Below are 15,641 nucleotides of genomic sequence, written 5' to 3'. Positions count from 1 at the left end.
AAACCTGATTTGAAACATAAATTTAAACTATGAGATTGAAATGGAATACAAGCAGGCTGGTTTGCACTCAAGCGCATTTGTTATAAGATAAAACTATGAATAAAGAAAGGTGATACCATATGACTGAATTTAGAGAAACGGAACAATCGGCTGCTGATCTGGACGAGGAGACGCTGTTTCTAGTCGCGCAAACATTCAAAGCGCTTTCTGATCCTACCCGAATCAGAATTCTCCATTTATTGTCCCAGGGTGAGCATGCAGTAAACGGAATTGCAGAAAAGCTGAATTTACTGCAATCCACCGTGTCCCACCAACTTAGATTTTTAAAAAATCTCCGGCTTGTCAAATCGCGCAGAGAAGGAACATCGATTTATTACTCTCCCGAGGATGAACATGTTTTAGATGTTCTTCAGCAAATGATCCATCATACACAGCATGATTGAAAAAGACATCCTTGCTTAACTCGCTGCTAGCGGGCAAGGATGTCTTTTTCTTTATTGTGTCCGTGCTGTTCGAGTTCGTTTCTGCTGAGCTTGATGACAAAAGAAGAAAAACCGATATAATAAACGGCTATCAGAAAACAGACGCCAATTGTCAGAGGGTCCGTTCCGATTGACTGACTGTATGATCCAAGGCGGTTTAGATCAGGTGAGGTAAGATAAAGCTCCGTCACTCGATACAGAAATCTTGATAGAAATAAAGTTAAGAGAATCACCTCTACCCAAATATGAGTCCGAAAATAGATCTTTCCTCTGCGTTTTTCAAAGGAGATGTTTTTCTTAGCGAAAAAGACAAGGAGCCATCCGCCAAGAATGCCCAAAATGAGATATCCATATAAAAAAGGGTGAATGGCGCTGAAGATTGAAAGGCCAAAAGCAAACAGCGAGAAAAGAATGATACGGGTGAACAGCCAGCGGGGCTTCAGCGGCTGGTATCCGATGGACCTTTTAATTTTTTTATACAGAAAAAAGATGATGATCATGGCAGGATAAACGCTCTGAAGTGTAAGATGCATGATGTGAAATCCCCTCCGTTGAGAAGTGTATGCTTATCCGGTCAGAAATAGTAGCTGAAATAAATACTGAACACAAAAAGAAGGGGAAACCCCTGTTTTCATAGCATATGCAAGGTGTATTCCGCCGCATAATAGATATGCCCAAGCTTTATCAAAATGTTATGATTGTTTTGTTGGAAAATACAAGAAGAAAAGGTGCGCAGAATGAAACTGGAACGTTTGTTAGCGATGGTTGTGTTATTGATCAGCAAAAAACAAGTGCAGGCTGCAGAGCTTGCTGAGCTGTTTGAAGTATCTGTCAGAACAATTTACCGTGATATTGAGACAATCAATAGGGCTGGTATTCCGATTGTGACCTCACAGGGTTCCGGGGGCGGAATTGGCATCATGGAAACGTATCGGCTTGAAAGAGAGTGGCTGAAGGAGGAGGAATTGTTTGCAATTGCTTCCGCTTTGCAGAGCGTTTCATCTATGTATGAACCCGTTTCTCACAGCAAAGCCTATCAAAAAATCAAACACCTTATACCTGAGCAATCTGCTCAAGCATTTAAGCACCAAACAGAAAAATGGTTTATTGACATGACGGCTTGGGGCCATACTGAGGATCAAAAGACGCTTCGTGAGAAAATCAGCGCCGCCATCGATCGGTTGTCAACGATATCTTTTACATATACAAGCGCAAGCGGGGAAACTCTTCTTCGTGAAACTGAACCTTATACATTGGTTTGCAAGGCGGGGCACTGGTATTTATACGCTTATTGCTTGGTGAGAAATGATTTTCGCTTTTTTAAACTAAACCGGATGAAAGATCTGGCCATCTTACATCAGACCTTTATCAGAAAAGACATTCAGCTGGACACTTTGCCATGGGATAAGAATTGGTACCAGAAGGGCCGTTTAACTGAATTGGTTATTCTTGTTCAACCGGCAGCACGTCAGCGTATAGGTGAATGGTTCGGATATGATGTCCTTCACTGTGAGGAAGATGAAATCTGCCGGGCAGTGATTTCACTTCCAGAAGATCAATGGCTGATCGGTTTTTTGCTCCAGTTCGGAAAGGATATTGAGGTTCTGCAGCCTCTTCATATACGGGATAAAGTAAAAGAAACCATTCATCACATGCAAAAAATATATGAAACCTGACACACTGCTGTCAGGTTTCTTTGTCTATAATCTTAAAAAAAGGAGGAGATCGTATGGGCTTTTCACATATAACACACTTAGACCGGAAACGATTTGCCGGACTGTCACAACGGACAAGCAACGCACTGGAAATGACGGAAGAAAGGAGGATTCCGGCACTGTGGGATCAATTCTGGAAGCAGGATATGAGCGCTCTTTTATCACAGGCTGAAAAAGACAAGAGCATTATTGCCTTATATTCGAATTATGAACAAGAGACGAATGGGTTTTATACGTTTTCAGTCGGAACGTTTCAGGAATACGACGACATTCTTCCGGGACCATATGAAAACATTGATTTGCCGGCTTCCGCTTACGCCGTTTTCACTTCCAGAATCGGTCCTATTGAAGAGATTGTGCTTGAAACGTGGAAGGAAATTTGGACTTGGGATAAGCGGCATCTGCGCACGTTTACAGGTGATTTTGAGATGTATGATCAAAGTGCCGCAGTGCCACAGCGAGCACAAGTTAACATTTATGTAGCGATAAAAAAATAATAAACTCTTGAAAAACTAATGGTGTTAGTTAATAATAAAACTAACGCCATTAGTTTTTGTTAGGAGGGTAAAAAGATGAGAATTACTCAGTACCAAACGGTTTGGCAGCTGACTTTTTTTCCAGCATTGTTTCCGGTTAATTGCTATTTAGTAGAGGAAGAAAACGAAGTCACCCTTATTGATGCCGCACTGCCAGGCAGCTATAAAGGGATTATTCAAGCTGTGAATCAGCTTGGAAAACCGCTTCAGCATATTTTACTGACTCATGCACATGGGGACCATGTCGGATCACTGGATACATTGGCACAAACATTTCCGCATGCAAAGGTCATGATCTCGGAACGGGATTCATTCTTGCTCCAAGGTGACACATCCTTGCGGCAAGATGAGCCGCAGACGCCTATAAAAGGAGGTATTCCGAAACACATACAAACAAAGCCTCACCAACTGCTGACGGGCGGTGAAACAATTGGTTCCCTGCTTGCCATTCCAACACCGGGCCATACACCGGGCAGCATGTCATTTCTTGATACAAGAAACGGCACTTTAATAGCAGGAGATGCGCTCCAGTTACGCGGAGGAATCGCTGTATCAGGTCAGATAAAATGGGCGTTTCCTTTTCCCGCCTTCGCTACATGGAATAAGGAGGAGGCCATCAAAAGCGCACAATTGCTCGCCGATAAGGCGCCTACCTGTCTCGCTGTCGGACATGGAAAATTCCTGCGATCACCTTCAGAGCGGATGAGACAGGCGATCCAAAAAGCAAAGAAAGGATGATGAGCATGTCACCGAGAATAGGTTTGACCCAAAAAATGATTGTAGACGCTGCAGCGGAGATTGCCGATCAGGAAGGGGTAAATGGTGTCTCACTTGCCGCACTTTCTAAAAAAATGAATGTGCGCCCCCCGTCATTGTATAATCATATCAACGGGCTGCAAGCGATCAGAGCAGAACTTGCTGTCAGAGGACTGACAAAGCTTTTTGATCAAATGGCGGACTCCGTAACCGAACGAAAGGGAGATTCCGCTATGCTTTCTTTAGCTCATGCATATGTTGATTTTGCAATTGAAAATCCCGGATATTATGAAGCGGCTCTGCTTAAGGTTCAGGACAAACGGACGGAAATCGTCTCTGACCAAATTGTCTGTCTTGTGACGAAGCTGCTCATTGAAAACGGCTATGCAAGTGAAAAGACTGCCATTCATGCGACAAGGGGGCTCAGAAGCCTGCTGCATGGCTTTACTGTTTTAATCGCAAAAGAAGCATTTGAACGTGAGGAGGACATTTTAGAAAGCCTGTCATTTTCAATTCGGACATTTTTGTCAGGATTATTAATAAACAATAAAAATATTATGTAAACAAATAAATGGATGTCTTATATTTCTGAATATTGTATAATATCAAGGGAGTATACATAGGGGAGAGGCATTATGCAATGGATGACATTCACAAGATTGAACGGTTAGCGGCAGCTTCATGGCCGGCTTATTTTCAAAAAAGCATAGGGCAATGGCTTCTCAGAGCGAATTTTGGCGTAACCAAAAGGGCAAATAGCGTATGGACTTCTGCGGATATGCCTGAAGGGAATTTTCAGCTAGAGGCCGAACTTTTTTATCAAAGTTTAGGCTTACCTGTTTGTTTTCATATTAGCAACGCATCACCGAAAGGGCTTGATGACGCTTTGGCAGACAGCCGTTATGAAAAGGTAGACGAGTGCTTCCAGATGACAGCGTTGTGCCGGTCAATTATGAGCCGAACAAATGACAACAGCCGATTTACATACAAGTGGGAACAAGAGCCATCATCTGTTTGGATAGATGAATTTATTCAATTAGAAGGGTTTTCACCCGAGCGTCACAAAGGTTACAAACACATTTTCGAACGCATGCCGCCGTGTAAAACTTTTTTCAAGATGTATGACAAAGAAAGCCTGACAGCGCTTGGCACGGTTTCTGTCATTGATGGTTATGGCGGACTTAGTAATATCGTTGTAGCTGAGGAGCACAGAGGAAAAGGGGCAGGAACCCAAGTGATCAGGGTGTTGACTGAAGCAAAAAACAACGGAGCGGAACGCATGTTTTTACAAGTGATGAAAGAAAATCTGGCGGCAGTTTCTTTATATGAAAAGATCGGATTTTCGCCTATATCGGAACACCATTACCGGATTAAAAGCTGACCAAAGGAAGGGGGTTGCTGATGGATTCGCTTCAAGAGATGATTTGCGAAAAACGGACATACACACGCCTTTATCATTCACATAAGCACGCATACAGCCAATTTCTTTTTCCGCTTGAAGGGAGTATTGATCTTGAGACTGAAGAGCGCCAGGTGAAATTAAAGCCAGATCATTTTTTATATATTCCGCCGCAGTGCGAGCATCGCTTCCGTTCTATCGGAAGAAATGAATGTCTTGTACTGGATGTTCCGCTTCATGCAATGAAAATTGATGAGTATCGTGCAGGATCGGGAATTGAAGCTGCACTCGATCCTTTCTGGTCTTCGATCAGGTACTTGCTGACAGAGGAAGCAAAGGCCGGAACAGCCAACTCGCTTCATATGCTAGTACAATACATAAAAGAAAAGCTTCAATCCCATAACTATGCCTCAATTGCATACATTCACAGCCATTTATTTGAGCGGCTGACGATTAAGAAGCTGGCAGAAATCGAGCATTATCACCCAGCTTACTATTCAAGCTGGTTCAAAAAACAGACAGGGAAGTCCCCGCATAACTATATTGCCGACCTTCGCCTTGAGGAAGCAAAACGAATGCTGATGGAGAGAAATGAAACCCTTACCGTCGTGAGCGAGGCGCTGGGCTTTCAAAACCTTTCTTCTTTTACAAGATGGTTCACGAAAAGCACAGGAATGCCGCCCCGCCTGTATCGAAACACCTTATATTCAGATAAAAAATAATGGCTATTTGGTTAAACAAATCTTGAATATCTCCTTTACAATAGGAGAAAAAGGAGTTATTGATATGGCAGTCATTGAAGACTTTGAGAAATTGGATATCAGAACGGGAACAATTGTAAAAGCGGAAGAATTTCCTGAAGCAAGAGTACCGGCAATCAAGCTTGTGATAGATTTTGGGACTGAAATCGGCATAAAACAATCGAGCGCACAAATCACGAAGCGTTACAAGCCAGAAGATCTCATCAACAAGCAAGTCATAGCAGTCGTGAACTTTCCGCCCCGCCGGATCGCCGGATTTAAATCGGAAGTCTTGGTCCTCGGCGGCATACCCGGCCAGGCCGACGTCGTCCTTTTGCAGCCGGATCAGCCTGTCCCAAACGGCACAAAAATCGGATAACGCAAAAAAAGACGTTTGCCTAAGGCAAACGTCTTTTGCGTATTGAGGCGATGCACCACACGCCACATTCGTGTGTGCCGTAAAGGCATGTACATCGGCTTACACAATTCAGCTCATCGCTATATGAATATAGCATGGAGGGCGAAGGAATGCAAGGATTACTTTGTTTTAGTGATTGAATTTGTCCGTCTAATCAAGATCTTATTATATGAAATGTAATAATCTTTTAGTACAGAAGGTGAGCATGATCTAAGGTAAGCGATTGACCTCATAAGCAACACGTATTCCAGATTCAATCGCGCCTTGCATCCACGCATGAGTGAGTGAGGCGTGTTCTCCGGCGAAATGAATTCTGCCCTCAGGGACAGGAATATAGGGATACAGCTCTAATTCTTGTCCTGGTTCGAAAGCTGTAAAACCTCCCGCAGAATACGGGTACTGGCTCCAGCTAAAAGAAGTGCCAGACACAAATTCAGACCACACAATATCACCATAGATTTCAGATAAATTCAGTAAAGTATACTGGATTCGCTCTCCTTCTGAAAGACTGTCCCATATCAGTGCCTCATCAGCCCAAGTATAACTTGCCAGAATGACGGCATGTCCATTTGCTCCAATATTTCTGCTTGGATAATACGAAAAACGAATCGGTAGATCAGTAATAGATTTGCCGCCGCGCTGCCCGGCTTTTTCCCAAAATCGGCTTTTAAACTCTATGCCGATTTTTGTTGCACTGATATAGTTTAGCTCACGGATGGCCCTCCGTTTATAGTAAGAGAATGAATGGTATGGTTCGACTTTTACAAATCGCAATGTTGAAAAAGGAATGGTTACAATAGCGAGATCTGCTGTGAACGATGCAAATTCTGCCGTTTGTTGATGCTGACAATGGATCGTAACACTATTTTCCCCCTGAGAAATTTTCATCATTTTTTGATGGTATAGAATGTTTGTTTTTAATTGAGGAAGAAACGCGTGAGGCAGCAGATCCATGCCGCCAGTTATCTCATAGAAGTGAGCGGGCGATGAAAAAAAGATAGATTCCCGCAATACTTCAACAAGGGACATCCCCATATACGCTTCCATATCCAAAAGTACACCAATCATATCGATCGCGCCATATGAAAAATACGTGTTTAAAAAAGAGCTTAACGAATGATTTTTGTATTGTTCTTCGACAATCCGCCAATTTCTCGCTGGATTTTGATTGATAAAATTTAGAATAGGCTGCAGTAAAGAAAGCATCAGCTCTTCAGACGTTTTCCCTTGTTCATTTGGTGCAACTGGGTATCTCAATATTCCAGGAGCTCGTTCAAAAACTTGGAGACGTGTTTTGATTCCATTTGCATAAATGATGTCCATCGGGGTTCTGTTGAGAAATACATTTGTTGGCAATTTGAATTTTTTTATATATTCTAAGGTTAACGAATGGTTATTCGGTATGCGCATCGGGCCAGCGTTAAAATACAAATCATCACTAAAGGGAGCTCTCAAAGTGCAGACACGGCCGCCCGCTCTGCCGCTCGCTTCGAGAATCGTTACTCTGTGACCGGCATTTTTCAGCAATGATGCTGATACAAGCCCGGACAATCCAGCTCCTACAACAAGAATATGCTTTGGATGCTGGGATGCGCTAAGGCCATTTCTAATGATCTTTACCATGTCATCATTCATTAGAGAATTCAATTTTTAGAGGCACCTCTTTTTAGAATTTATTGCATTATATTCACTGAAAAGAGCACCTATCACGATCTGTTCACATCTTTTGGAATTTGAAAGGTTATTGTTAAAAGGAAATAAAGGGGTGATGTATGTGACTAACTTTGTTCATAAGACGGTAAATGGCTTGAAAAGTCTTTTGGATGAAAAAGGAGCCATTCAATTGTTTTGTTCTAAAGGGGATATCATGGAGTTCCTTGTTACATTTTCACAGGACAAAGCAACCCTGAATGACATTCAAAGCCTTGAAGCTAAACATCAGATTACCCTTCCAGAAGATTATCAGAAGTTCATGACACTGCATAACGGCGCGAAAATTTTTGAGATTCTTTCTGATGGGGAGAATATAGGTGGTGGACTTCAGCTATTTAGCCTTGAAGTGATTGAAGAGGAGTTAAAATATGAGGATTTGTTTGAAGATATCAATGGTATTCCAATTGGCTACTTATTGGAAGAATGCCATTTAATGATTGATAAAGATAAAGTGAACCAAGGTGATCCCAACTATCTCTATATATTTGAAAGTGGTTTAGAATATAATCCATTAAATGTAAACTTTGAAATATTTTTAGACCGGTATATATTGGCCAATGGAGAACCTTTTTGGGATTGGCGCTACTATACCGCGGAAAATTATTATAGAACAAGATAGTGTGTGATGTATAAGACAGTCATTTGGGCTGTCTTTTTCTGTTATTCAAATAGATTACTGTGGTAAAATTTACATAGAGTAGTCTAGGAAGGAGAATGATATGAAGGTATTTGAGGCTGATTCATTACTCTTTGAGGCCGATAAAAGAACCAAAGAGTATAAGGAACTAAGGTCGCAAATGGTGAAGCTTAAAAAAGCGTTTAAGTCTGTAGCTGACCTAGATGACACCGAGTTTTCCGGTAAGGGTGCAGACAACAAAGCTGGTCGAACAATCAGCCTGGGTATTGGATACAGTAAAGATGATCTTGGTGGTGGATTTCACCGAGCCAAAACAATAGATCTTCCCACAATTATAGATCTTCCCACAATTATCACGATGGGACATATATAGATGTTGCTTGATAAGTTTTACTCGGGTAAAACAGTGAGAAGTATCTCAGTTACGTTATCAAATATTGAGGATGATGTTAATCAACAGTTGAGTTTATTTAAAGTGGATAATGAAAAGAGAAGGAAACTTGGGTTTAGAAGTAAATACAGATCGAAAGCGATTCTTAGAGCAGTTTCTTATACATCTGCTGGTACTGCGCTTTACAGAGCAGGGCTAACTGGTGGACATAAATCATAAAGTTAAAATGATAAAACTACAATGTTAATTTGCTTATTTTAATAGAGAAACATAACGTATTCTGCCACCATACACTATGGTTTTACTAGACACAGAGGACATCTTTTCTTATACCATTAGACACAGTATGGCTTACTTATTTTTACTTAAACAGTTGGAAATGGTTTTTTCATCTGAGTAATAAAACCTACTTTTCTCATAAATAAACGAGGTGAAAATCAATGAATGGGATAGAATTTTTAGAATCTGTGTCACAACTGGGACAAATAATTTTATTGTTCTCCGGCTACGCCTTTTATTGGAGATTGAGTAAAATAAAAAGAGAACGAAGACTTACAAAATATGAAACTTTTCTTAGGTTCTTCGTAATGTTCGGCATATTAGCATGGGGGCTTTCGTTTCTTGCTTTGCATATGTGGTAACAAACTTTCCATTAAAATTTTATTTTGAAGACAAAAGACCACACTGACTGTATTTCGTAGTGCGGTCTTTTTAGTTTAATTAGCTAATGATTAATAAAGAGTTGACAAATTAGTAGCACCCATTGCTCGATAATGTTTCTAATGGTTTAAATATTAAACAAAAAACTTGGTCGGTTGAATAGAAGTAATATTCCTTTTAGCTTCATGGAACTCTTTGTCATTCGAGGATGAAAAGCCACTAAAAATTGCTAATCCAACGACAACTGACAAGGTGGCTAATGCAAGTTTAAATTTCATATAAACACTCTCCTCTTTGTATTTGGATTCGGGCATCCACCATGACGTCAAAAAAGGTGGTTGAGTTCTCAAATTGCCCTATCTCCTTACAATAATTAGCCGTGTCGAGTGCTAATTCCTCTAAATCTGGATACATTACATTATCTTTAAGTACAGAAAAAGTTCGGAAAACTGTGCGTTTATCTATAGAGTCGATATATAAAGCCTTTAAGTAATTAAACTCAGCAACTAAGACATCATCGTTAATGGCTTGTGCTTTCTCGATTCCTTTTTTATAAAGTATAAAGGCTTTTTCAATATTCTTCATTTTAAAGTAAATTTGTGTCAGTGTAAATAACGTGTGAGGGAGAAGATCACTTTTATCGTTTTCGTACAGTGAAACTGCTTGTTCAATATATTCAGCAGCTTTGTCATACTCTTTCATCTTATAATAACAATTTCCCAAATTATATAATGATGCCCCAATTAGTTTGTGCTTGTTTATAGCTTTAGAATCTTTTAGGGCTCTTTGAAGATGCGGAACTGCTTTTTCATGACTTTCCAGATCATCAAAGTTGCCTGCTACAACAAATGCACATTGTATTCGGCGAACAGTATAAGTTTTTTGGTCTTTATAAATGTTAAGTGCTGCTTCAGCATAGTGCATTGATACATGGGTTTGTTTCATGTGATAATACACTTCAGCCATTTTGAAATAAAACTCAGCTCGTTCAATTTCGTCTGTTACTAAAGCGAGCTTTTTCTCAGCAATTTTATATGACCTTATTGCTTTTATATAATCCTTCTTATCAAATTCGTACATTCCTCTAAAGAAATTGCAGTAATATTCCAGGACACCTTTAAGCTTTGTTTGACTGCTTTCGATCTTTTCTAATAAGTCTGAAATTTTAGGGCGTTCTTCATTCAATGACTTAGGTTCAAGGTAATCCAGCATTAGCTGATGACGAAAACACATTAGAGAATAATACAACAATAAGTCTTGATCTTCCTTCATATGTTTTATTTCTTCTTCAACCTCTGCTTTTAATATCTCAGCATCTGGAACGGCGAACATCCGTATGTATTTATACCACTCATTGATTTTAACTCCAACCGTGGATGACGGAATTAATTGCTCCATTGAAATCCCTCCCTCTATGTATCCAATAGACTAAATATGTAATATTTTATCATATTTAAGTGTTTAAGGAAGATTAACATTTTCTTAAAAAGCGAAAAAATACCCTCTTCAATTAAGAGAAGGGCAGGGGTTTTATCTCGGTGAATCATAATCCATTGCTTGTTTACTATCAGAAATACCTTGAGTTGTTGAGTCAACAATGATACCCATTGCAGTTTAAAAAGTTAGAAGTGCATTAAATTTCTCTGTTAAATCGTCACCAAATACAGTCAAGTCGTATAACGTACACGAATAACATGCTTATCGTAAAAATTTATAATGAGTTAAAAAAGACAGTAAACATAAGGATTTTTGATACTTTAATTAGTGAATAGGGGGTAAACGATAAAATGTAAGTGGGAGTAGGGAAAAGTGGTTGTTTTAAGGAGATATTAATAAAAAGGGAAAATTTTCAGAAGGAAAAACGTTGATAATATAGGCTTTTACGATAGCGATTACGAAGTGAAAAGGACGATTTTATGCGATATTAGGAAAATGTAAATTTGGGGAGGGTGTGGAAATAGAGGTGCTATGGGCACTTTTGTTCTTGTTTTTGAGTATTTGGATGTTAATATACCCCCTATATATTGGTAGTTAAATCCCTATATAATAGCTCTTCTACCTGCATTTCAGTTACATATAATGGTTATGCTCGAAGTTTTTGACCGTTATCGTAACAGGAAAAATTAATACGAACACTTATTATAGCCTTAATAAGCAAAATGCTCTGAGTGAAGTACTACATATATTCAATCTTGTCTTTTTAATGGAAATGGAGCATCCATCGTTTTTTTATTTGGCCATATTTTGATCCCTTAATGATCTCGACTGATTAATCCTTATATGCAATATAAGATTTGGCCAAGTAATTGTTATTACTCAGCGGTAACAGAAGAGAAGGAATTAGGGAAAGCATTTGATTTCATACATAAGAGACCACAAGGCAAAGAGTTAAGACTCTTTACCATGAGGTGTTTTCCTTAACCAATTCGCAATAAGTTTCATTAAATTTACTGCAATAGATACCAAAACAATGATCAAAGCGATCTCAAGTAAGATGATAAGTCCAATATTTAAGTCAAGCCTATCAAAGTAATCACCGCTAAAGGAAATGAGTTGATAAATACCTAGCATTAGAGCTATAAAGATTGCTCCTAAAACAATTAGAGATTTTTTAGAGAAATCCTTAGCATGTTCAAAATTATAAATTATTAGAAATACAAATAGACAAGCCATAGCAATCTCATGAGTCAACGAACCGCTTGCTGAAAATCCTTGCACAATTAAGGAAGCAATTAATCCAATTATTCCGATTATTTTTTTCAAGGTATCACCTTCTTTGTATGATCCTAGGTGCCAGATTACCAATTAAAGGGGAATTTCTCAAGACATTTACTTTAAAGTTAACTTAAAATCGAGATTTTAAACAGATAGGAGGAAATGAATGAATCAAGATATTCAGTTTTTAAAAGAACTTCAGCAAGAGTTGAAATATCAAGACAGCGACGGTCAAGCTTCACCGCGTTTCTGGACGGTGGGTGACTATGAGTGGGTGGAAGCTCGGGAAGATAATGCAGAACGGTATTCTGTATACCTGCCAGCGGGTATGATACAACGTTTGCTGACAAGTGGCTTTCGAAAGCTTGGTTTCTCGGCCAGTGTTTCGGCACGAGCATTAATCATCTTGTATCCGATCTTTTCATCTTTAGCCCAAGGAGGGATAAGGCCCCATCTAAGCTTGCCCAGACGGTTATTGGATCCATCGTTAATGATTGTCAGGATGTTTTGTGAAGGAGCGACATTATAGTTTGGGTGATATTCACCTTCAGGTAAGAATTGATCTATGTTGAATTGCTTTATGATGTCATTGTACAAGCTTGATACACGAAAAACAAAAAGGAGGGATGTGATGCAGCAAACAGTTGAGGTTAAAGAAGTTGAAGTGTTGGTCAGGGGAATATGGAGAAAGAATAATCAATGATATTAATACTAAAATAGTCTTCTGATAGTCTTTACAATAATAAGAAAGCCCCCATACAGGGGGCTTGAAGCTGCCTAATAACCATTAAATTCCTTGATTTCAAAGTTTTCTGTATCAAGATTTAGGCTATTCAATTGCTTTAACAACACCTTAAATTTTAAGCAGTCACCGTTTCTTAATTCTTCTGGAATATCTTCAGGATTTGCAATTTTCATTCCATTCTCAATCCACTGTTTTCGGTATAACTGAATTGCAGCGTCAATTAAATAATCTGGAGTTACAATAAAACCTAAGCTTACGTCATGATCTTCACTGTAGCCGTATTCAAAATCGCAACAAGGGCAGATTTCAAATGTTTTTTGATACTCACCATCATTGTTTAATGGGTTTTCACTTAATCCTTTATATCCGCAAATTAAACATGTATATAATTTAGTCATAGTAATCCCTCTTTAATATATTTATAGTTCCTATTGATTTTTATAATAATTATAACTAAAAATGTTGGGGGGTGTGCAAGCGGGCAAAAAATGACCTTTTCTCATGAAGCTTTTATTATATTAAAACTATATTAAAGAAACTATGAAGTGGCTAGCATCCGCAATGGTCGGAAGAGGGAAAGGAACAAAGGACATTAAGTTTTGAATAAAACAGCAGTTTTAATTAGTTAAGCTCTCACTGTATAATAAAGGAAACGGTAAGGTGGGGATCGTTATGAAAATCCTAAACTTTAAATTTGATAATTCTTTCTTTGAATTACATGCAGCGTTTACTACTAATTTGGATCTTCAAACTGATTATGATATCCAGATGGATATGCTCAAGATGAGTAAAGCGATACTTAAAACAGCTGGCTTTACAAATTTCTTAATCCAGGATACATACTTTATAGTTGAAGATAACAACTCAGTTTATTGTTCATATTACTTTCAGTGAAGTAAATTAAATAATGCAACTATAGCATTTTGAAAAACATTCAGGTGTAGAAAAAGGAAAATGGAAATCAAGTTATTCTTAGTGATATAGCAAGGTACAAAACCTAAATAAAACATGGACTTTATTCTTAACGAAGAGAGATGTGAGCAATGGTAAATATCTTAACTAATATCTTGAAAAGTGACAGATTGGATGAATATCCATTACTTCAAAAGTTCTGCTCCCTCAAAGAAAAAGGGTTACGTAAGGAATCCTTTAAAGCATTATCTTCCTTTATTGATGAAGCAAAAACGTGGGATAATAATGCCCAACAGAAGTTTGCTTGTTGGCTATTTGCTTTATTTGAAACATCAGATGATATTCACCATGTACTCGTTCATCCTTTGGAAGAGGAACTTTTAAAGCCTTTACTTGAGGGATGGATGAAGAATAATCCGGAAGATCCAAGGCCATATAGGTGGTATGGCGTGTTTTTAAATACCGAAAAACGTGTCGATTACTTACACAATGCGCTTAGACTTGGTGGCAGCAATGAACAATTATCCTTATTAACGCTAATCGATATTAATTTGAACGCCCTTTGGTATTCATTTCATCATATATCCGAAGATTTGTATCTTGGCGATATTAAAGAAGATACAGCACTTATTATTAAGTCGCTGCAGCTAAACAACAAGGTAGAATGTCAACAAACAAGAAATAACAATAATGAAGCACTTAACTATTATCAAGATCTGTTGAATGATTGGGTGTTGTTTACAGAAAAACAATCAAAGGGATTTATTGAATGGTGTGAAAATAAGGGTAGAAATTATCATTGGTTCAAATCCTATTATTACGAAAAACATTGAGCGCAGCTAGTGAAGCTCGTTATGAGTCGAAAAGAATCCCGGTTGTGGGGACGTAAAAATTAAAGGCAAATATGGGATTGACCATGACGAGCCCGATGATATCTATTTTAAGCTTCTTTAGGGTTAAGGCTGATTGAAAGCCTTGGCCATTAATACAAATTTAATGATCATTTTAAGTGATCAAAATTGAGGCGAGAACACTGATTAAATCAAATTTAAAGCACATATTAGACGAAAGGAAGATCAGTATTAGGCAGCTATCCAGAGATATTGATCATGAGTATCCGACTGTCAGAAAGCTATACAGAGATGAAATGGAGCGGTATCCAAGAGAGCTGTTAGATAAAGTCTGTACATATCTAAACATCGAGCTGCATAAGTTATTGATTTTCCAAAAAATCATAACCATATCGATCACTCAGGATGAAAATGGTATACTAAAGTTGTAAGGTTAGGAAATAATTACAAGTTTTCTAGATCTACATAAAATCGTACTTTATACAGTTAGGGGAAAGGAAATGTTTTTGGGCCTAACTAAAAAAGAGAAAGAAATCCTAAAATACGAGATCATTTCACCTGAAACAAGGTTAAGGTTCACACGGTATATAAGAAGTCAATGGAAGCGGCTTTGAAAAGGGGTGAAACGCCGTTAAAAATTTAGTCTTATTGTCCAGCTTTTTGGGGATTACATTATCAATTATAGGGCAATTATTTGGAGTCCTAACAGATTTTTTTATTCCAGGTATTGCACGGCTTATGGGAGTTTTAGCTGGCCTTCTAGTATTACTTAGCTTGAAGTCAAGAAACACAGAAATGCAGACATTTATAGTGAGTTCAAGTACTGCATTAGGAATAATAGGTGCAGGAGTTTTATATCTTCCATCAGCTATTGTCAATGTCTTAATTGGTTTCAAACTAAACAAAAAGTTAAAAGATGAAAACACTAAGGAGCAGATCTGAATAGACTGCTTTTTGTTTAGTGTGACCAT

At 38.5% G+C, this 15,641-nt stretch carries 18 protein-coding genes and 4 pseudogenes; 14 read left to right on the top strand and 8 right to left on the bottom strand.

Annotation, left to right across the window (positions count from 1 at the left end):
* Nucleotides 1–119 precede the first annotated feature (119 nt).
* Nucleotides 120–443, top strand: a complete 324-nt coding sequence (gene czrA / locus QF06_RS08675; protein ID WP_003231284.1) for a Zn(II)-responsive metalloregulatory transcriptional repressor CzrA — start codon at nt 120–122, stop codon at nt 441–443.
* A 26-nt stretch (nt 444–469) separates the two neighbouring features.
* Here the strand turns inward: czrA and csk22 are convergent, their stop codons facing one another.
* Nucleotides 470–1,015: a mother cell-specific sporulation protein Csk22 gene (csk22, locus tag QF06_RS08670; protein ID WP_015714089.1), complete on the bottom strand. Its 546-nt coding sequence runs from the start codon at nt 1,013–1,015 to the stop codon at nt 470–472.
* A 204-nt stretch (nt 1,016–1,219) separates the two neighbouring features.
* Here csk22 and QF06_RS08665 point away from each other — a divergent pair, with 204 nt between their 5' ends.
* The 7 genes from QF06_RS08665 (at nt 1,220) to csaA (ending at nt 6,007) form a co-directional block, all read left to right on the top strand.
* A complete protein-coding gene (locus tag QF06_RS08665; protein ID WP_015714088.1) occupies nt 1,220–2,158 on the top strand; it encodes a helix-turn-helix transcriptional regulator in 939 nt (312 codons plus the stop codon).
* Between the two features lie 53 nt (nt 2,159–2,211).
* A complete protein-coding gene (locus QF06_RS08660) occupies nt 2,212–2,694 on the top strand; it encodes a GyrI-like domain-containing protein (protein ID WP_014480008.1) in 483 nt (160 codons plus the stop codon).
* A 75-nt stretch (nt 2,695–2,769) separates the two neighbouring features.
* A complete protein-coding gene (locus QF06_RS08655; protein ID WP_015714087.1) occupies nt 2,770–3,471 on the top strand; it encodes an MBL fold metallo-hydrolase in 702 nt (233 codons plus the stop codon).
* 5 nt (nt 3,472–3,476) lie between these two features.
* Entirely contained in the window at nt 3,477–4,052 is a 576-nt protein-coding gene (locus QF06_RS08650) for a TetR/AcrR family transcriptional regulator (RefSeq protein ID WP_015714086.1), read from the top strand.
* Nucleotides 4,053–4,129: 77 nt separating this feature from the next.
* A complete protein-coding gene (locus QF06_RS08645; RefSeq protein ID WP_041849922.1) occupies nt 4,130–4,870 on the top strand; it encodes a GNAT family N-acetyltransferase in 741 nt (246 codons plus the stop codon).
* A 14-nt stretch (nt 4,871–4,884) separates the two neighbouring features.
* Nucleotides 4,885–5,610 (top strand): helix-turn-helix domain-containing protein, encoded by a 726-nt coding sequence (locus QF06_RS08640; RefSeq protein ID WP_072175277.1) that lies wholly within the window; start codon nt 4,885–4,887, stop codon nt 5,608–5,610.
* A 64-nt stretch (nt 5,611–5,674) separates the two neighbouring features.
* Complete coding sequence (gene csaA / locus QF06_RS08635) at nt 5,675–6,007, top strand: chaperone CsaA (RefSeq protein WP_032725963.1); 333 nt, start codon at nt 5,675–5,677, stop codon at nt 6,005–6,007.
* 249 nt (nt 6,008–6,256) lie between these two features.
* On the opposite strand, the gene QF06_RS08630 is transcribed toward csaA, so the two are convergent.
* Entirely contained in the window at nt 6,257–7,693 is a 1,437-nt protein-coding gene (locus QF06_RS08630) for a flavin monoamine oxidase family protein (RefSeq protein ID WP_120363441.1), read from the bottom strand.
* 127 nt (nt 7,694–7,820) lie between these two features.
* Here QF06_RS08630 and QF06_RS08625 point away from each other — a divergent pair, with 127 nt between their 5' ends.
* The 4 genes and pseudogenes from QF06_RS08625 (at nt 7,821) to QF06_RS22110 (ending at nt 9,428) form a co-directional block, all read left to right on the top strand.
* Nucleotides 7,821–8,378: an SMI1/KNR4 family protein gene (locus QF06_RS08625; RefSeq protein WP_038829958.1), complete on the top strand. Its 558-nt coding sequence runs from the start codon at nt 7,821–7,823 to the stop codon at nt 8,376–8,378.
* Between the two features lie 100 nt (nt 8,379–8,478).
* A pseudogene (locus tag QF06_RS21140) lies at nt 8,479–8,634 on the top strand (T7SS effector LXG polymorphic toxin); the annotation flags it as partial.
* A pseudogene (locus QF06_RS22115) lies at nt 8,632–9,006 on the top strand (DinB/UmuC family translesion DNA polymerase); the annotation flags it as partial. The pseudogenes QF06_RS21140 and QF06_RS22115, both read left to right, overlap by 3 nt.
* A gap of 221 nt (nt 9,007–9,227) precedes the next feature.
* Nucleotides 9,228–9,428 (top strand): hypothetical protein, encoded by a 201-nt coding sequence (locus QF06_RS22110; protein ID WP_021481449.1) that lies wholly within the window; start codon nt 9,228–9,230, stop codon nt 9,426–9,428.
* A 153-nt stretch (nt 9,429–9,581) separates the two neighbouring features.
* Here the strand turns inward: QF06_RS22110 and QF06_RS21770 are convergent, their stop codons facing one another.
* The 6 genes and pseudogenes from QF06_RS21770 to QF06_RS08585 form a co-directional block, all read right to left on the bottom strand.
* Entirely contained in the window at nt 9,582–9,725 is a 144-nt protein-coding gene (locus QF06_RS21770) for a hypothetical protein (protein ID WP_153801665.1), read from the bottom strand.
* A complete protein-coding gene (locus QF06_RS08605; RefSeq protein WP_021481447.1) occupies nt 9,715–10,845 on the bottom strand; it encodes a response regulator aspartate phosphatase in 1,131 nt (376 codons plus the stop codon). Before QF06_RS08605 ends, QF06_RS21770 begins: the two co-directional genes overlap by 11 nt.
* A gap of 132 nt (nt 10,846–10,977) precedes the next feature.
* Nucleotides 10,978–11,055 (bottom strand): phage holin, encoded by a 78-nt coding sequence (locus QF06_RS22340; protein ID WP_227057947.1) that lies wholly within the window; start codon nt 11,053–11,055, stop codon nt 10,978–10,980.
* 780 nt (nt 11,056–11,835) lie between these two features.
* The gene (locus QF06_RS08595; protein WP_021481445.1) at nt 11,836–12,210 is read right to left on the bottom strand and encodes a YoqO family protein; all 375 of its coding nucleotides are present in this window, start codon (nt 12,208–12,210) and stop codon (nt 11,836–11,838) included.
* 252 nt (nt 12,211–12,462) lie between these two features.
* A pseudogene (locus QF06_RS21125) lies at nt 12,463–12,759 on the bottom strand (SOS response-associated peptidase family protein); the annotation flags it as partial.
* 180 nt (nt 12,760–12,939) lie between these two features.
* Nucleotides 12,940–13,305 (bottom strand): hypothetical protein, encoded by a 366-nt coding sequence (locus QF06_RS08585; protein ID WP_038829962.1) that lies wholly within the window; start codon nt 13,303–13,305, stop codon nt 12,940–12,942.
* A 645-nt stretch (nt 13,306–13,950) separates the two neighbouring features.
* On the opposite strand from QF06_RS08585, the gene QF06_RS08575 reads away from it, so the two are divergent.
* Nucleotides 13,951–14,652 carry a hypothetical protein gene (locus tag QF06_RS08575; protein ID WP_038829963.1) on the top strand — a complete coding sequence of 234 codons (702 nt, stop codon included), beginning with the start codon at nt 13,951–13,953 and terminating at the stop codon, nt 14,650–14,652.
* A 200-nt stretch (nt 14,653–14,852) separates the two neighbouring features.
* Nucleotides 14,853–15,079 (top strand): annotated as a pseudogene (locus tag QF06_RS21115) (helix-turn-helix domain-containing protein).
* Nucleotides 15,080–15,641 lie beyond the last annotated feature (562 nt).

It is taken from the genome of Bacillus sp. YP1 (assembly GCF_000877815.1).
GTDB lineage: Bacteria > Bacillota > Bacilli > Bacillales > Bacillaceae > Bacillus > Bacillus subtilis.
This window is presented reverse-complemented; position numbering and strand designations above follow the sequence as displayed.